The sequence below is a fragment of the Acinetobacter gyllenbergii CIP 110306 = MTCC 11365 genome, from assembly GCF_000413855.1.
GTDB classification, from domain to species: Bacteria; Pseudomonadota; Gammaproteobacteria; order Pseudomonadales; family Moraxellaceae; genus Acinetobacter; species Acinetobacter gyllenbergii.
This window is the reverse complement of sequence record NZ_ATGG01000012.1, coordinates 25,335-43,045: the sequence shown is the minus strand read 5'-3', so window position 1 is coordinate 43,045 and position 17,711 is coordinate 25,335. Positions and strand designations below refer to the sequence as shown.

Below are 17,711 nucleotides of genomic sequence, written 5' to 3'. Positions count from 1 at the left end.
TCACATCCCTGATTATGATTTAAAACGACGTAATCCTATTAAGCCGAATAAAGCAAGAATAGCACCAAACCCAAAACTCCCCACATTTACGGTTTTACTTTTAAATGTATCTGGTGGGTCTTGCACAATATTTGTAGGAATCTCAATATAATAGTTCGTTACATTATTAAAGCGTGTAATCGTCGTCATAATACGCAGTTTAAATATATCGGCTCCATGCCAATCACTATAAGGAACATAGGTCACATTACCATCTTGATCAATGGTGGTCTTACCCTTAGATGGTGTTTGATTTTGTACGATGTCTAAGCAACCATATTGCCAAGCTTGCCCATCCGAGCGTTTTCCTAAAAGCTGCTCACAAGTATTTGGATCTAACAACTCTCCATCTAATAAATTGCTAGAAATATTAAATTTGGCAATCTCCTTGAATCGAATATCCATTCCTTCAACTGAGACATTGTTACGATCCACAACCAATTCTATAGAACCAAGGTCACAGAGCTCATCAAAACCTGTACGATCTTTATCACGTTGATCTTTCGCCTCACAATTCCCTAGACTAAAACTGGTCCCATCACTATAAATTCGCCCTTTGTTGACAATCAGGGAATCCGTGAGTTGTTTATATGATGTTAATAAACGCGGCTTAAAGAAACCTAACATTTGGTCTTTGGGAATCGTATATGGGCAAAGTAAACCTTTTGCTGGTGGCGCTGCGCAAACACCTTCATCGTTTGTACCCCCAGCAATTACTGCTTGCTCAGGATCATTTGCATTCCACATAAAGTTTGGCAAGCGGTCACCAGGATTTCGGTTACAGTCCGTTGTCGTCAAATTACTTTGTACAATGGTCGTATCGGTCGAAATACTGCCACAGTTGCTATTGCCATTGGCAATCAGAATACTGTTGGACACATAAGCACTTGGGAATTCCTCAACTTTGGTTTCACCATTTTCAGTAGTTGTTACTTTCCGATTTAACGATTGTAAATACAAGCCAGCAGCATTTTTGATGATGGTATTGTTATTGAGAATCATGCCTTCACGGATATTTGCAACATAGCCACCTTTGTTATGAAAGATGGTACTGCTTCGAATTCCATAGATTCCATCAGCTAATGCACCGCCGACGGTGTCATTATTAAAGCCATTCAAAACATACAGTGAAGCGCCATCTGGACCCGCCACACCCTCATTATCGCGTAGTACAGATTTAGTAATTAAATATCTTGGCATCTCACTAAAAATAATTGCACCTTGATCAGCTTTATTGTTCTGAAAAAGACTATAACTGGCATTAACATATCCAGCTGTTTTTTTATCTCCAGATGGAATACCAACGTTATAAATCGCCCCACCTCGATTTGCTGCCCCACCTGTTAATCTTGAGTAATCAATTGATAAACTTTCACGATTAAGAATCAAGCCACCATTATTTACTTTATGAGAGGCGCCTTGTAAATTTAATTCACTTAACTTAACTTCAAGAAAAGGACTTTCCACATTATTATCGTCAATTACAAAAAGGCGATCCGAACCCACCATTTTGAGTGTCGCATTATTTAAGCCTTTTTTATTGTCATTAAAGCCATCACTACTTGCAGTACGAATTGCCATTGATGCCTTAATTTCCAATGCTTTATTCAGTTGGTAGGTCTGATCTCGCTGTAAAATAATAATACTGCTTATATCTTTATTACCGCATCCACGATAACCATTTTCGAATTCTTTTTGACTTCTGTTATTTATAAATCCTACAGCATTTCGTAACGAGCAACCGGTATAATTCTCATCATCAAGCAGCGTTGTCACTTGAATATCCGCAGAATATGCATGTCCTGTAATCGTAAATAAAGCGCAGGCAAGCGTCCGTTTGAGCATACCGATCTCCTTCTTTTTTCATTTTTCTTCGTCTTACAAACTAGGGGTTTGCAAGCACATTCCTTTGTGCGTACTTTGTCATAGCTCTCGAAATTACTCAAGAAATTTTATGCTATTGGCGATATTCATCAATCAATGCGTAAATTTGCTTAAGCGTTGTATTTGAAAGCTTGGTTTTTTCGCCTTTCAACATTTTTTCAAGTTGAGCTAATGTTTGCAATAAAATGGATGCCTGATGCGGCCCATTCATTAATAAATAATCAACAATCTGTTGATCAAAATGAATCCCTCGTCGGGTCATGACCGACTGTAGTAGCGCTTGTCGATCAATATAGGAACTACCATTTGGCACTTTGACACTAACGGCTTGGGTCAGTCTTGATTGTAAATCTGGTAGTTCCAGCTTTAATTCAATAGGTGCAACACGAGAGGAAAAAACCAACTGCCCTTCATGATTATTGATTAAATGAAAAACGGCTTTTTGCCAGTGCGGAACACCACTAATTGCATCAATATCATCTAACGCGACTAGATCATAAAACTCCAAGGAGGTAATCGCTTCAATCGGAGCATCTAATAATTCTAATAATGAGACTTTAATTGCTGGGCGACCTAATTCCAAATAAGAGTCACAGATTGCAGACAGTAAATGGCTCTTACCAGTGCCCGCCCCACCATAAACATAGAATCGACTCACCAAGCCTGCATGTAATTGTCTTACCGCATCAACCACAGGTCCCCAACCCGGCCCCGAAAAATCACTGATTCGGGCATCGAGTTGAGGTTCTATATCCAGTTGGAGTTGACGCATATGTTTAATGTGTTCCTCAATTACTTTAAGTCATTCGAGTTTGAAGTCTCTGTATCTTGAGAGTTTTTAATATGAATATCAAGTTCTACATGACCTGTTTCAACATTTATATGCTGAGTTTCGCCTTCGACCAACACAACTTCTGTTGGTAAACCATACAGTCGACTTTTTTCATAATTATCACGTGCATGTTTTAACAGTACCACAATGACTGCTGCGACAGGTAAAGCAATCAGCATCCCCAAAAATCCACCGAGTTGTGCCCCAGCGAGTACAGCAAAAACTACCGCAACTGGCGATAAACCAATTTTATCGCCCAATAAGAATGGTTGAAGAATATAGCCTTCGACCATTTGCCCAATCATAAATACAACACCAACCAGAAGGATCTGCGTCCAGTCCAATCCAAATTGAAACAATGTTGCAATCACCGCCGCAATAATGCCGACACCAAAACCCAAATAAGGAATAATACTGGCCAAACCAGCAATCATTCCAATAATCAAGCCAACTTCAAGACCAATCAGTTGTAAGCCCACAGCATAAACGATACCCAATAAAAGCATAACGAGGAATTGGCCTTTTACAAAAGCACCTAATACACTATGGCATTCACGAACGATGGTTAAAGTTGAAGCTTCATAAGGACGCGGAATTAAACGTCTAAAGCTTTGCAGCATTCGCTCCCAATCTAGTAAAAAGTAGAAAGAGATAATTGGAATCAGGATCACAACCCCGCCAATTTGGATAAAATTCAAACCAGATTGAGCAACTCTTAATGCCATGGTTTGAATACTATCTGCACTGTAATTGGTCTGAATATAATCCATTAAAGCTTTAGTGATCTGCTCCGTGTCAATTTCCATTGGCACGACATTAAAAGTATGCGACACCCATGGTAAGAAGGTTGCATTAATCCAGTGAATTCCTGCAGGAATACTATCCCGCGCATACATTAACTGTTTCCAAATCAAAGGCACTAAGAACCACAAAACCATGGTTAAAGTTACGCCAATCCCGATAAATACGATACTGATCGCTAACCAGCGCGGCAATTTAATTTTTACAAGAACATCAACCAGCGGGCTAAATAAATAGGCAATGAAAAAAGCACCGACAAAAGGAATCACAATGGGCTTCAGTAGATAAAGCACCCAAAGCAATAATGCGAGCCCAGCGAGGATAAAGATACGACGTAGTACCTGATCTTGCATAAAATCTAGCCTTTTTTCGTGTAATCGTTATAAATGGAAAAAAAATTTAATTAAAGATAGCATTTTCGAGCATAAATAACATAAGAGTTTCGTATATTCAGGTTATAATCTGCCGCCACTGCGGAGACTTCACTATGAGCAACTCAACTTCTACCCCAAATACTGGTTTAAGCTATAAAGATGCTGGCGTCGACATTGAAGCGGGAGACGCATTGGTCGATCGTATCAAATCTGTCGCTAAACGTACCACTCGTCCTGAAGTAATGGGCGGTCTTGGCGGCTTCGGTGCTTTATGCAAAATTCCAAAAGGTTATGAAGAGCCTGTATTGGTATCAGGAACAGATGGTGTAGGGACTAAATTACGTTTAGCACTCAACCTCAACCGTCATGACACGATTGGTCAAGATCTCGTTGCAATGTGTGTAAACGACTTACTTGTTTGTGGTGCTGAGCCATTATTCTTCCTGGACTACTATGCAACAGGTCATTTAAATGTTGATGTTGCTGCTGATGTCGTAACAGGAATTGGTAAAGGTTGTGAACTTGCTGGTTGTGCATTGGTCGGTGGTGAAACTGCTGAAATGCCGGGCATGTATGAAGGTGAAGATTACGATCTTGCTGGTTTTGCGGTGGGTGTTGTAGAACACAGCAAAATTATTGATGGCACTAAAGTGAAGTCTGGTGACGTACTTCTTGGTGTCGCATCAAGTGGCGCACACTCTAATGGTTACTCATTACTACGTAAAATTTTAGATGTTAAGAATGTAGACTTAACTCAAATCGTTGATGGTCGCCCACTTGCCGATGTGGCAATGGAACCAACACGTATCTACGTAAAACCAGTACTCGAACTTTGCAAACAAGTTGATGTGCATGCAATGGCACACATTACTGGTGGTGGCTTACCGGGTAACTTACCGCGTGTTCTTCCAAATGGCGCACAAGCTGTCATTGACGAGTCAAGCTGGGAATGGTCTGAATTATTCCAGTTGTTACAACGTGAAGGTAACGTAGAACGCTTTGAAATGTATCGTACCTTTAACTGTGGCGTAGGTATGGTGATTGCAGTCGATGCAAGCGAAGCTGACAAAGCTATTGCTGTATTAAATGCGCAAGGCGAAAAAGCGTGGAAAATTGGTTATATCCAAGAAAATGCTGAATCAGTTGAAGGCGCTGACGAAAAAATTCGCGTGATCTTTGCATAATGAGAATTGCTGTCCTTGTCTCAGGCAACGGTAGCAACTTACAGGCCCTGATAGATGCAAATCTGTCAGGGCAAATCATTGGTGTCCTCTCAAATAAATTTGATGCATATGCATTGCAGCGTGCTGAGAACGCCAATATTGCGACCGCTGTTATTTCACATAAAGATTATCCAAATCGCGAAAGCTTCGATGCAGCCATGCATCAACAATTATTAGCATGGCAAGTTGATCTAGTAATCCTTGCTGGTTTTATGCGGATTTTAACCCCGAACTTTGTCAGTCAATGGCAAGGTAAAATGTTAAATATCCACCCTTCTCTGCTGCCTTTTTATAAAGGTGTGAATACACATCAACGTGTATTAAATACTGGAGATCGCTTGCATGGCTGTACAGTTCATTTTGTCACGGCGGAGCTCGATGCAGGACAAAGTATTGCACAATCAGCAATTCAAGTCGGTTTACACGATACCGTAGAAAGCCTAGCACAACGTGTGCATGAACTTGAGCATTTCATCTATCCTCAAGTTGCAGAATGGCTATGTAATGGCCAACTGACTTGGCGGAATGGTCAAGCTTATTTCAACCAGAAGCCCTTAGAACGACCGATTCAATTTGCTCAGTTTTAAAAATAAAAAACACATCTTCGGATGTGTTTTTTATTAGCTCAAACCACCAAGCTTTTGATTTTCTCAACCGTTTCCACTGGATGTTCCAAGGGGAACATATGTCCACCATCCACGACAGAAAAAGGAATACCTAATTTCTTTTTCGCCACTTGCGGGAACTTTTCTTTTAAGAAAACACTGTCTTGTCCCACAACCAAATGTACAGGTACAGAAGGTTTCGGCATTGGTAACCACCACATGGATGGCGTAGTTCTAAACATGGCCACTTCATCATCCTTAGGAATGGTGAGTGTTACACCGCCATTTTGATGATCATCCGTCAAAGCATGTGCAATATAGGCTTGGAAGCAATCTGGATCAAAGTGCTGATAAAAACCTCTCGAACCTAACAACTCCGCAGCTTGCTCCCGCGAATCCCAATGATCACGACGACGTACCGACAAACCTGCTGGGGTGATTTTATCCACTAATTTAGGTTTAAAGATTTTGGCAAGATGAAAAATAAAAGACGACTTACCAATAATTAAAGGTGGATCGAGCATAATGACTTGTGAAAATAGCTCTGGGCGGCGATAAGCCGCCATCAGTGTCAAGACCGAGCCTAATGAGTGCCCTACACCAATCACTGTACGCCCTTGTGCTTGCTGCACAATGCTATCAATAATTTGGTCAACCAAATGCGTCCAGCCATGGGTAATTGGATAACGTTTGTCATTTCCAATCTCAGCAACATAGATAATATCGTATTGATCTTTTAACTGATCAAACAGCTTTTGATAAACTTTAGACGGAACACCATTGGCATGGGCAAAATGAATCAAAGGTTTCATAAGCTTGTCTTTTATTTTCACTGATTGATCAATTATCCTGCTCTACAGATGTATTGCAAATTAAAAGGATAACTGTCCAGTTATTTTTCGAATAAAAAAGGCTGTGATATACACAGCCCCATTAAAATCAACGTAGTGCTTTGATCAAAGCATAGATATTATTGTATTTTCGCGTTCTGCTGAGTCTCAAGTTGAGCCGCAAGCGAACTACTGATCCCCTCACCAATTTTAGCACCCATACGCCCTAAGATTGACTCTAATGGGTTACGCTGAACCGTGTAGTCCACTTTTTGCTCGACTTTTAGATCACGCATCAATGTGGTCAAACTACCGCTACGGTCAGCAACACCTAAAGCAATCGCCTGCTCACCAGTCCAGAACAAACCTGAGAACACCGCAGGATCATTGCTTTTCAAGCGCTTGCCACGTCCTTCTTTCACAGCATTAATAAAGTGAGTATGTACATTATCCAATACTGATTGCACGTGTTGCTTTTGTGCAGGATCAAGTGGCTTGGTCATACTCAAAATATCTTTATTACTGCCTGAAGTCAGGGTACGGTCTTCAATGCCTAGCTTCTGTGCTAGTCCACTTAAACCATAATTTGGCATAATCACACCAATCGAACCGACTAAGCTCGATGGATTAACAATGATTTCATCTGCTGCAGAAGCAATATAGTACGCACCCGATGCTCCCATATCTCCAATGACAGCATAGACTTTTTTATCGGGGTACTGTTTTTTCAGGTAACGGATTTCTTGCCAGATTTCATCTGACTGTACTGGTGAACCACCTGGTGAGTTGATATTCAATGCAACGGCTTTACTGCCGCTGGCTTCGAATGCACGTTTCAGCGCTTTATTGGTATCTTCACTATTCACTGTAGACTGACCTGCAGATGAATCAATGGTTCCCACGATATCGACCACAGCTAAGTGATTGCTGCTGATACTGGTGGTCGCTTTATCTGATGACGAGGTACAACTTTTGGTCATTGCCAACAGTACGATCAGCAAATACGCAAAGCCTAGACATTTAAAAAAGATGCCCCAACGACGACTCCGACGTTGCTCTTCCACAGAAGCAAGAACAGCTTTTTCTAAAATTTGCCATTCTTTGCCTGTCACATTATTACTATTTGTAGATTCATTTTGTGGTTTTGGTGGCCAATCGGACATAAGATTCCAATCCAATAGATTTTAAAAAGTGACTTTATTATATACGCGGATTTACGCAAAACTGTTTAAATAACTTGTTTTAACTTATAATTATTTTTTGCTTTATACTTCCCTTTGTAATTTTTCTAATTTTGAATACATGACTCAGCCCAAATCAAACAGTTCAAGTTATCGTCTTATCAGACTTGTTAGTCGTCAGCCACTCCGATTAGGGCGGTTCTTTGCACGCTTGGTTGCGGCCTTAGTCAATACATTTTCGCTTTCTAAGCTTTCAAAAATTATCAGCTTGAATATACAAATTGCTTTTCCAGACATGGAACAACAACAAAGACAAAAACTCACTAAGCAGGCAATACAAAACGAACTGACCTCTTATTTCGAGTTTTTAAGCATTTGGGGCTCAACAAATAAAAAAAATATTCAAAGAATCCACAACATTCATGGCGAACATTATTTCCATGAAGCTGTCGCAGAAAAGAAAGGCTTAGTTTTAGTCATCCCTCATTTTGGTACATGGGAAGTCATGAACTCATGGTTATCAAAATACACTCAAATGACAATCCTCTATAAACCAGTTAAAAATCCAGATGCTGACCAGTTTGTCCGTGATGCACGTAGTCGCGAACAAGCCCATTTAGTTCCTACAGATGAAAGTGGGGTTCGACAGATTTTTAAGGCCTTGAAACAAGGTGGAACTACAGCGATTTTACCTGACCACACCCCTGATCACGGTGGGGACATGATCAACTATTTTGGTATTCCGCTTGCCTCCAGTAGCCTCAGTGCCAAACTGATTCAAAAAACCAAGGCAAAGGCCCTCCTCATCTATACAAAAAGAAATGATCAAGATGGTTTTGATATGTATGTCGAACCGATCAATCCTCAAATCTATGAAGGTAATGCCGAAGATGGCACTTTAATTATTCATCAAACTTTAGAACAACTGATTCGACGTTACCCAGAACATTATCACTGGAGCTACAAACGTTTTCGTGCTAATCCCGCGTTAAAGAAAATCTATGATATTGATGAAAATGAAGCGCTGGCAAAAGTGGCTGAAGTACGTCTCCAAACTCAACAACAAGAGAACACTTAGGCTATTCTCGTTGTAACCATTTTCGTTGCTGTCTTTGTTGCTTCAATTCAGCAACACCATTATTAAATACAAAACTGAGACTCCCTGTCTGTGCAGTATTGAGTAAAGGGATATCTAAAGCATGCAGACGGCTTTGTAATTCTTGACTTGGGTGACCATAACGATTTTCAAAACCTGCCGAAACGATTGCTAATTTAGGATTTAATGCAGCTAAAAAATCATAAGCAGAGCTGTGCTTACTGCCATGATGCCCTAAAACCAAAACATCTACTTTTAAATTAGGATATTGTTGTAATAGCTTATATTCAGTTTCCCATCCTGCATCTCCCATAATCAAAAAGTATTGATAAGGTTGTGCATTCAGAAATTGCAGATAGACCACACAAGACTGTTCATTTTGCTGATGTGTTGCAACAGCCAAACCCTCCTGATCGGGTGATAAAATTTCTATTTTTAGATTTGAATATGACCAAGTCTGGCCTTGTTGACACAATGAGAAATTATTTTTAAATGGCATTTTTTCATTATGCTGATTGGACTGTACTTGAGTAATTGCAAAAGCATTTTGGATTGCTGCAAATGCGCCACTATGATCTTGATCCAGATGAGACAAAATCACATGATCCAATGCCCGTATCCCTTGCTGCCTTAAAAAAGGAATGACGACGCGCTCCCCTAAGCTAAACTTAGTTTCATCATATGACCCACCTGTATCAATCATTAAGCTCAGTTGCGGATGCTGTAAAAATATTGCCTGTCCTTGTCCGACATCAAGAATAGTCAATACAGTTGACTGGACTTTAATCCCGAGAAAAATTGGTAAAAAACATACCAACGACCATAGCTTAGGGACAATACCTCTCGGCAGAAATAGAATCACGATAGCAACAATAAAACTCAGCAGCATCCAAGGTGTATAACTGACGCCATATAACTCAGGTGAAATATGTTGTAGGCCATCGAGTAGCCATAACAAAATAGCCAGTAATCCATCACTCAGTTGAAAGAGCAGTTGTCCTAGTGCAGGAATCCATAACCAAATACATGCTGCGATAATCCCTAAAGGCACCACTACGCCACTAAGCAATGGAATGGCTATCAGATTACTGACCGGTGCAAGCCATGAAATTTGCTGAAAGAAAATAAGCACCAAAGGCAGTAATGCAATAAATATTTTCCATTGTGACTCAATCAGAAGTTTTGCAGCTAGAAGTAGTTTTTGAGTCGTTGTGATGACTTGTTCTTGAGGTGTATCTCTAATGGTTTGATAGATGCGTATCAGAATAAAGCACGCTCCATAGGACAACCAGAATGCAGCAGACAAAATACTGAATGGATCAAAAATCAGTAATAAGCTTGCGCTATAAACCAATAGTGCGAATGGCTGAATCGACTGCCTAAACCATAGAAAAATACTGGCAATAATCACGGTTAATAAAGTTCTCAGCGCAGGAATTTCAAAACCGACAAAGGCCACATATAACAGTACACTGAATCCAAAAGGCAACAGTACTAAAACCTGTCGTGGTTGCCATAAATATAATTTTGGTACATAACGCTGTACCATGCACGTCAACACCCATGTCAGCATCAGTGCAAAAACCAAAACATGTGGACCCGATATTGCCAATAAATGTGAAATTCCCAATTGTTGGAATTGTTGCTTTAACCGATTTGATAACAAGCTTTCATCACCTGTCAGCAAAGCCAATAACAAACCGTTGTGCTCTAGCCTACTCGCTTGCAGCATTTTACGGAATGACAACCGCAGCATCTCAACATTGAGCAAAAATTTTTCTTGTAGTGTTTGCTGCTGCTTAAGATGCGGTTGATAACCGAGACGATAGATTTCATCACGACTTAATGGCTGAATCTGTGTCACCGAAAATGCCGACATAACATTTTGCTGCAAAAACCATTTTTCCTGATCAAAAGCACCTGCAACAGCATAACTATGTGCAGGTTTGATATTGCCATAGATCCGATAATAATGGCCTAGTGCTAAAGTCTGGTCCGGAATCGCGGGTTGTTTTGCTGTATTCAGATAAAGTAACCAATCGACGGGGTGAGCATGTCGATTCAATACTTCTGCAATTTGTTTCTGCCCCTCTGCCGAAAGCTGATCTATTTTCTTGATATAAACAATGGCTTCAAAGGCTTGTACTTCCAGCTCTTTTAATTTTAATCGTTTTTCTAAAGCTGAATCTGCATAATTAAAACCCATACAGAATACGGCCCAACTCGTACTAATCAAAAGTAAAAACGTATAGGCAGCGGATTCAGAATATAACGTTCTTTTATATAAACCAAAACCGAATATCACGCTCGCTAACGCTAGCCAAATCCACCCAGTCTGTGCAGCAAAGCTAACATCGTGCCCCATCAGGGCAATACCAGCAATCCAGCTGATTAACACAATTTTCAACATTTTCTAAAATTAAGTTTTAATTATTCTAAAGATAAAATTAAAGCCCTTTTTCAGGGCTTTAACAAGAGATTAAATTAAAATATTTATCACTTACTCATAGCGTAATGCTTCAGCAGGTTGAACTTTTGCAGCTCTCAATGCTGGATAGATTGTTGCAAGCAAGCTCAACAATAATGAGACACTCACTACCAGCAATACATCTTGCCAACGTAAATATGACGGCAGGTAATGGACAAAATAAGCATCTAATAAATTTAAGCCAAACGTGTTATTGATCCAAGAGACAATGTCACCAATACTTAAAGAGAGAATAATGCCTAAAACAGTCCCTAAACCCGTTCCAATCACCCCAATAATCGTACCCTGTACCATAAAAATTTGAGTAATCAATAACGGTGATGCCCCTAAGGTACGTAATATTGCGATATCTGATTTTTTATCAGTCACCAGCATCATCAGGGAGGAAATAATATTAAAAGTTGCCACGATAATAATGAGTAGAAGTAATAACCCCACCATATTTTTTGCCATTTGAATGGCACTGAATAAATTGCCTTGGGTATAAGTCCAATTAGAAGCATAAAAATTACTTGGTAATTGTTTGATAATGCTTTCAGAAATTTCAGGTGCAGCAAAAATATCATCAAGCTTTAAGCGAATGCCTTGTGCACCATCTGGTAAGCGCAATAAGGTAGCTGCATCATTCAAGGCAATATAAGCAACCATCGAATCGACTTGAGTCCCTATTTTAAATATACCGACCACTTCAAAACGTTTAAAGCGAGGTACAACACCTGCTGATGAATTGCTCGCTTCTGGCAAGACTAGCGTTACAGGATCATTCAATTTCAGTCCTAAGCTGTCGGCTAGATCTTGACCTAAAACAATTCCATATTTCCCTTTTTGTAGTGACTCTAAATGCCCTTCTTTCATGTAATTATGAACAATAGACACTTTCTTTTCATATTCCGGCTCTATCCCAGAAATCATAATCCCTGTTACTTGACCATGTGCCGTTAACATCCCTTGCAACTGGGTATAAGGTGCAACAGCAAGCACATGGGGTTGTTTAGCAATATCTGTCGCCAAACCTTCCCAATTGGTCATAATTTGACTGGATGCTATGGTCGCTTGTGGCACAATGCCTAAAATACGGTTTTTCAATTCCCGATCAAAACCATTGATCACGGATAACACCGTAATCAGTACCGCCACACCTAAAGTCAAACCAATCATGGTCATCAAAGAAATGAATGACACCAAACGGCTTTTTTTTCTGGCTTGTGTATATTTTAGCCCAATAAAAAATGAAATGGGTTTAAACATGCTCACCCACCCAGATACCATCCTGCATATGCAAAATTGAATCAGCTGACTGCGCCAATTGCTCATCATGTGTCACGATTAACATCGCCATGTTGAGTTCTTTTTTCAGATCAGTAAGCAATTCAAAAATACTGAGCGCTGTTTTACGGTCCAAATTTCCAGTCGGTTCGTCTGCCAACACCACCGCAGGTTTCGTGACCAAAGCACGTGCCAAAGCCACACGTTGGCGCTCACCACCCGATAATTCACCTGGTTTATGATCCATACGGTGAGATAGCCCAACGCGATCCAACAAATATTCGGCTTGCTTCTTCACATCCTTAAAGTTGCTTTCTCTACGCAACATTAACGGCATCGCCACATTTTCCAAGGCAGAAAATTCAGGGAGTAAATGATGGAATTGATAAACGAAACCAAGGTATTGATTACGTTTGTAGCCACGCTCTGCTTCACCTAAATTATCAAAGCGTTGACCTTGTAAAAACACCTGTCCTTGTGAAGGTTGCTCCAAGCCACCTAACACATGCAATAAGGTACTCTTACCTGAACCACTTGAACCCACAATTGAAACGAACTCGCCCGCGTTGACTTGAAGGGATAAGCCTTTGATCACTTCAACTTTACTTTTGCCATCATCGAAATGCTTAAAGATATTTTTTGATTCTAGAACGATCTTACTCATAACGTAATGCCTCAGCTGGTTGCGTTTTCGCTGCACGAATAGCGGGGTAAATTGTTGCTAAAAAACTGATAGACAAAGATGCGGTCACAACAATGAGGACATCTTGCCAACGTAAATAAGAGGGTAAATAGCCAATAACATAACCACTGAATAAATTCAGTCCAAAAGTATGATTTAACCAGCCGACCAAATCACTTATCGTTAATGCAAAACCACTCCCTAAAATAACGCCGATCACTGTACCCACGACACCAATAATTGTGCCTTGTACAATAAAAACGGAGGTGATAAATGCGGGTGAAGCCCCCAAAGTACGTAGAATCGCAATATCAGCCTTTTTATCGGTGACCACCATGACCAATGACGATACGATATTAAATGCAGCCACTACAATAATCAGAAACAGGAGCAAACCGACAAGATTCTTTTCCATTTTCACTGCACTGAATAAACTCCCATGCGTTTCCTTCCAGCTTGTGGCATAAAAATTATCAGGTAATTGCTTAACAATCTGATTAACCACATCGGGAGCAGCAAAAATATCGTCCACTTTAAGACGTACACCCTGTGCACCATCTGGTAATCGCAATAAGGTAGAGGCATCATTCAAGGCGATATAACCGACCATTGAATCCACTTCTGCACCCACACTAAAAATACCAACAATTTTAAAACGTTTAAAACGTGGCACGACACCTGCAGGTGATGGTGTGGCTTCGGGCAGCACTAAGGTAACACTATCATTTAAGCCAAGGCCCAGTGCATCGGTCATGTCCTTGCCCAAGACAATCCCAAACTCACCTTTCTTCAATGCATTTAAATCACCTGAGACCATGTGGTTCTGGATAATCGAAACCTTCTTTTCATATTCAGGCTCAATCCCCGTCACCATAATGCCAGCCACTTGACCCTGCCCACTTAGCATGCCTTGTAGTTGAGTAAAAGGTGCAGCCCCGGTCACATGTGGGTGATTCTCAACTCTTTTTACAAGCTCAGGCCAATCTGTTAGAATTTGAGTAGAAGAAACAGTGGCTTGTGGAACCATTCCAAGGACACGATTTTTTAATTCGCGATCGAAACCATTCATGACAGATAATACTGTAATGAGCACAGCGACACCAAGCGTCAAGCCGATCATGGAAACCAAAGCGACAAAAGAAATAAAATGATTACTCCGCTGAGCACGAGTGTATCTCAACCCTATATACAGCGAAATTGGCTTAAACATACCATCTAGTCCGAGGTGATTTATTATGGAAAATTCACAACATCATCTTGTTGACGACAACACTGAACGTCGAGTGATGTCTCGTATTGATGCCGTGTTGAGAATCAACTATCAAATCATTCCAGATGATGTTGCGCTGAATGACCCATATGATTCCCATTTCGTATTACCGCGCTATTTTCTACTACTTGCAGAATTAGATCAATTTGATCATGCGTTTCGCTACGAATTAGAACAATTAAATGAAAAAGATCAACAAATTGCTCGCATCTTATCCCTTTTTAACCAAAAATTGAATCTGATTACAGGCTCTTTTTACGACAATATCGTGCAATCATTACTGCCCGTACCCGAGCAAGTCAATTTTTCTGAGAATGGTTTAAGTTTCTTTAGTTCTCAAGATATTAACGAAGGTACTTATATCCATATCACCCTCAGTCATCCTGAAAACTTTTTCCATATTGCAGCAACAGCGCAAGTGGCGCACAGTACTGCGGAAGAACAAGGTAAATTCCGAATTGGCGCCTATTTCATTACTCTTAACCCACAGGATCGCGCTAAATTGGCTGCCAGTATTCGACAAACGCAACCCGCAGAAGCCAGTTAAAAACTAAGGATCAGTTATATTTTTAAACGGCGATATGCGCGTAGGTCTCTAAAGAAATAAAGGACTAACCCGATTAAAATAATGCTCGCCCCAATAAAAACCTGAGCAGATAATTGTTCATGGTTCAAGTATGCTCCGATCAAAATCGCCAGCATCGGTGTCATCACCGTGGTCAGAGACAAGGTGGTGGCTTTCAAGTTCTGCACTAATTTGAAGTAACAAAACATCGCAATCAGCGAAGCCATAACGACAGTATATATCAGCGCCAATAACGATTTAACAGAAGGAAAATGCGTAGGTGCATATTGCCAAATCCAAGGCAACAATAACATCGCCAATAGTGTTGAAACTAGAATTGAACCCGTTGCCTGCGCCATAACAGGTAAGTCTGCGTTAATCTTTTTCACTAAGAAAATGGATAATGAATATGAAAAAACACTCACCAGCATTAAAATAATACCAATTGGCTGTACATGTTGCTGACTGCCACTTAAGCAAATCATCGCAAGTCCAACAATCGATGTTGCCATACCCAACCACTGTAATCCTGCCAGTTTCTGTTGAAAGCCAAAACGCCCAATCAATCCCGCCATAATCGGCGCTAAGCCAAACATCAAGGCAATCAAACCTGAACTCAAATATGCCGTTGCGGCATAAGTAAAGATCTGCGAACCAATCAGACTTAAAGAACCGGCAGCATAACTCAATAACGCAACTTTATGGGTCGGAAATTTCACCTTTAACAGCCATAACACACTAACCGACAATGGTAAGGCAATAAAAAAACGTATCACCAATGCCCACATCGGATGGATATCAGAAACACTCCATACAATCGCCAAAGGTGTAGTTGCCCAAATGAAGACCAACAGACCATAAGTCAGCATTAAATTGATACGTGATGGCATGGCAAACTCAAGAAGCTGTTTTACGTTTTTGTTTTAAAATGGTCTGATCCAGTGAACTGGAAAACTCTCGCTTATCTCGTTCTGAAATTGGTGGCGGGCCACCCGTTTGAACCCCTGCGCCGCGTAAGGTATCCATAAAATCACGCAAATGCAGACGTGCTTTCACATTGGCAGTCGTATAAATTTCACCACGTGGATGAATGGCAATACCACCTTTCTCAATCACTTGTGCTGCAAGCGGAATATCCTGCGTAATGACAATGTCATTCTCTTGCATGCGATCTACGATTTCCTGATCAGCCTGGTCCGCCCCACTCATCACTTGAATGGATTTAATCCTTAGTGATGGGGTAATACCAACATTCTGATTGGCAACAAAAGTAACTTCGAGTTGATAACGATCAGATGCTCTCAGAATCACTTCACGCAAAATTTTAGGCAAAGCATCAGCATCTACCCACAATTTAAATGGCAGCACGTTGGCAAAAGCTCTTGAGAATAAAAAACACAGTGTAACAGATTACGGTAAAAGTAGAGTGAAGATCATGCATGTGATTAGGCTGATTGTTGCTATGTCTCGTGCTTGAACAGCATATTGATATTTCACGCTAAAAAATAAATTAATTTGTACTGAATTACAGATTCAGACTTGAAATATGACAGTTACCCTCGATTTAATAGAGTAAGTTCAATCTTTTTAGCATTACGCTTTATGAAAAATCAAAACAGTCCAGAAACCATTAAAATTCAAGATCAAAATTTCGGTAATCATGTCGAGCATTGGAACTTATTGACCGATACGCCCGAAACAGATGTTCCCAAATGGTTAGGATTGGCACTTGATGCACCCGTAATGCCAATGGGACTATGCCAAGATGAACATGAGATGGATCAATCATTTTGGTTGATTCAAGGCCCAAGTGGTCAAGCCGTTTCGATCAACCAGATTATTGCCGTTGAAGACCAAAAACCACGTGCATTAAAAACAGCATTTCCAAGTTTTGAAAGTCCTTATAAATATGATGCGCAAATCGAACGAATTATTAGCTGTAATTCTTCGACTCAGGCGGTATTACGTTTAAACTTAAATAAAAATACCATTATTTATGCTTTCGATAATTTATTCAGCGTAAATAGCTGTCAATATGACAAGAATCAAACCTATCAAGTTCAATTTAATGCTTGGGCATATGAATTGGAAACGGTATCTGACGATGAGAAAATCATTGTTGACGACCCTGCTTCAATTAAACATCACCGTGCATTAAATGCAATTTTGGCAGAACATAATGGAATTGCACCAGAAAACTTACAAGAACTGATTAATGACTGGCAACCAAAAACACCAGAAGATCAAGAACCTGTCACTGTCGACTTTTCTAAAATGGTGGCTTACTTATTCGGTGAAACGCTTGGTCAAGAAGATGAAGCATGGTTCCAAGGTAATATCGTCGGTAAAACATCAATGCAGTTTATGCAGGATGAATATACCCTTTATGATGTCACGCTGGTATTAGAAGATGATTTACCAGCAATCTTAATTCGTATTGCCACCAAAAATGAATTGTATAAAAACTTTAACATTGGCCAATATATTCGTGGCAACCTATGGATTCAGGCCAATATTTATGCTAAAACTGCAGTTAAGTGACAAAAAATCACATAAATGGCATTTTTAGGCGTTC

Annotated in this window: 16 protein-coding genes; 5 read left to right on the top strand and 11 right to left on the bottom strand. The window is 40.2% G+C overall.

Going from position 1 to position 17,711, the window contains the following annotated elements:
* Positions 1–12 precede the first annotated feature (12 nt).
* The 3 genes from rbtA to cxpE all read right to left on the bottom strand — a co-directional run bounded on the left by rbtA (position 13) and on the right by cxpE (position 3,909).
* The gene (gene rbtA / locus F957_RS12895; protein WP_016540871.1) at positions 13–1,884 is read right to left on the bottom strand and encodes a rhombotarget A; all 1,872 of its coding nucleotides are present in this window, start codon (positions 1,882–1,884) and stop codon (positions 13–15) included.
* 112 nt (positions 1,885–1,996) lie between these two features.
* A complete protein-coding gene (locus tag F957_RS12900) occupies positions 1,997–2,695 on the bottom strand; it encodes a DnaA regulatory inactivator Hda (protein WP_016540870.1) in 699 nt (232 codons plus the stop codon).
* 20 nt (positions 2,696–2,715) lie between these two features.
* Positions 2,716–3,909, bottom strand: coding sequence for a chloramphenicol efflux transporter CxpE (gene cxpE / locus F957_RS12905; protein ID WP_016540869.1), 1,194 nt, complete (start codon positions 3,907–3,909; stop codon positions 2,716–2,718).
* 134 nt (positions 3,910–4,043) lie between these two features.
* On the opposite strand from cxpE, the gene purM reads away from it, so the two are divergent.
* Entirely contained in the window at positions 4,044–5,114 is a 1,071-nt protein-coding gene (purM, locus tag F957_RS12910) for a phosphoribosylformylglycinamidine cyclo-ligase (RefSeq protein WP_016540868.1), read from the top strand.
* Positions 5,111–5,740 (top strand): phosphoribosylglycinamide formyltransferase, encoded by a 630-nt coding sequence (purN, locus tag F957_RS12915; protein ID WP_171068274.1) that lies wholly within the window; start codon positions 5,111–5,113, stop codon positions 5,738–5,740. The genes purM and purN overlap by 4 nt, the downstream gene beginning before the upstream one ends.
* Before the next feature lie 38 nt (positions 5,741–5,778).
* Here the strand turns inward: purN and F957_RS12920 are convergent, their stop codons facing one another.
* Together F957_RS12920 and sppA are read right to left on the bottom strand one after the other, a co-directional pair.
* A complete protein-coding gene (locus tag F957_RS12920; protein ID WP_016660277.1) occupies positions 5,779–6,570 on the bottom strand; it encodes an alpha/beta fold hydrolase in 792 nt (263 codons plus the stop codon).
* A 158-nt stretch (positions 6,571–6,728) separates the two neighbouring features.
* Positions 6,729–7,751: a signal peptide peptidase SppA gene (sppA, locus tag F957_RS12925; RefSeq protein WP_016540865.1), complete on the bottom strand. Its 1,023-nt coding sequence runs from the start codon at positions 7,749–7,751 to the stop codon at positions 6,729–6,731.
* Between the two features lie 139 nt (positions 7,752–7,890).
* Here sppA and F957_RS12930 point away from each other — a divergent pair, with 139 nt between their 5' ends.
* Positions 7,891–8,847 carry a lysophospholipid acyltransferase family protein gene (locus F957_RS12930; protein WP_016660276.1) on the top strand — a complete coding sequence of 319 codons (957 nt, stop codon included), beginning with the start codon at positions 7,891–7,893 and terminating at the stop codon, positions 8,845–8,847.
* 1 nt (position 8,848) lies between these two features.
* On the opposite strand, the gene F957_RS12935 is transcribed toward F957_RS12930, so the two are convergent.
* The 4 genes from F957_RS12935 to F957_RS12950 form a co-directional block, all read right to left on the bottom strand.
* Entirely contained in the window at positions 8,849–11,275 is a 2,427-nt protein-coding gene (locus F957_RS12935; protein WP_016540863.1) for a DNA internalization-related competence protein ComEC/Rec2, read from the bottom strand.
* A 90-nt stretch (positions 11,276–11,365) separates the two neighbouring features.
* A complete protein-coding gene (locus F957_RS12940; RefSeq protein WP_016540862.1) occupies positions 11,366–12,601 on the bottom strand; it encodes a lipoprotein-releasing ABC transporter permease subunit in 1,236 nt (411 codons plus the stop codon).
* Positions 12,594–13,283, bottom strand: a complete 690-nt coding sequence (gene lolD, locus F957_RS12945; protein ID WP_016540861.1) for a lipoprotein-releasing ABC transporter ATP-binding protein LolD — start codon at positions 13,281–13,283, stop codon at positions 12,594–12,596. Before lolD ends, F957_RS12940 begins: the two co-directional genes overlap by 8 nt.
* Positions 13,276–14,511 (bottom strand): lipoprotein-releasing ABC transporter permease subunit, encoded by a 1,236-nt coding sequence (locus tag F957_RS12950; protein WP_016660275.1) that lies wholly within the window; start codon positions 14,509–14,511, stop codon positions 13,276–13,278. Before F957_RS12950 ends, lolD begins: the two co-directional genes overlap by 8 nt.
* Positions 14,512–14,536: 25 nt before the next feature.
* Here F957_RS12950 and F957_RS12955 point away from each other — a divergent pair, with 25 nt between their 5' ends.
* Positions 14,537–15,118, top strand: coding sequence for a PilZ domain-containing protein (locus F957_RS12955; protein ID WP_016540859.1), 582 nt, complete (start codon positions 14,537–14,539; stop codon positions 15,116–15,118).
* A 14-nt stretch (positions 15,119–15,132) separates the two neighbouring features.
* Here the strand turns inward: F957_RS12955 and F957_RS12960 are convergent, their stop codons facing one another.
* Together F957_RS12960 and F957_RS12965 are read right to left on the bottom strand one after the other, a co-directional pair.
* A complete protein-coding gene (locus F957_RS12960; protein WP_016540858.1) occupies positions 15,133–16,026 on the bottom strand; it encodes a DMT family transporter in 894 nt (297 codons plus the stop codon).
* A 7-nt stretch (positions 16,027–16,033) separates the two neighbouring features.
* Positions 16,034–16,504 carry a YaiI/YqxD family protein gene (locus F957_RS12965; protein ID WP_016540857.1) on the bottom strand — a complete coding sequence of 157 codons (471 nt, stop codon included), beginning with the start codon at positions 16,502–16,504 and terminating at the stop codon, positions 16,034–16,036.
* A 234-nt stretch (positions 16,505–16,738) separates the two neighbouring features.
* On the opposite strand from F957_RS12965, the gene F957_RS12970 reads away from it, so the two are divergent.
* Positions 16,739–17,677, top strand: coding sequence for a hypothetical protein (locus F957_RS12970; RefSeq protein ID WP_016540856.1), 939 nt, complete (start codon positions 16,739–16,741; stop codon positions 17,675–17,677).
* Positions 17,678–17,711: the final 34 nt, after the last annotated feature.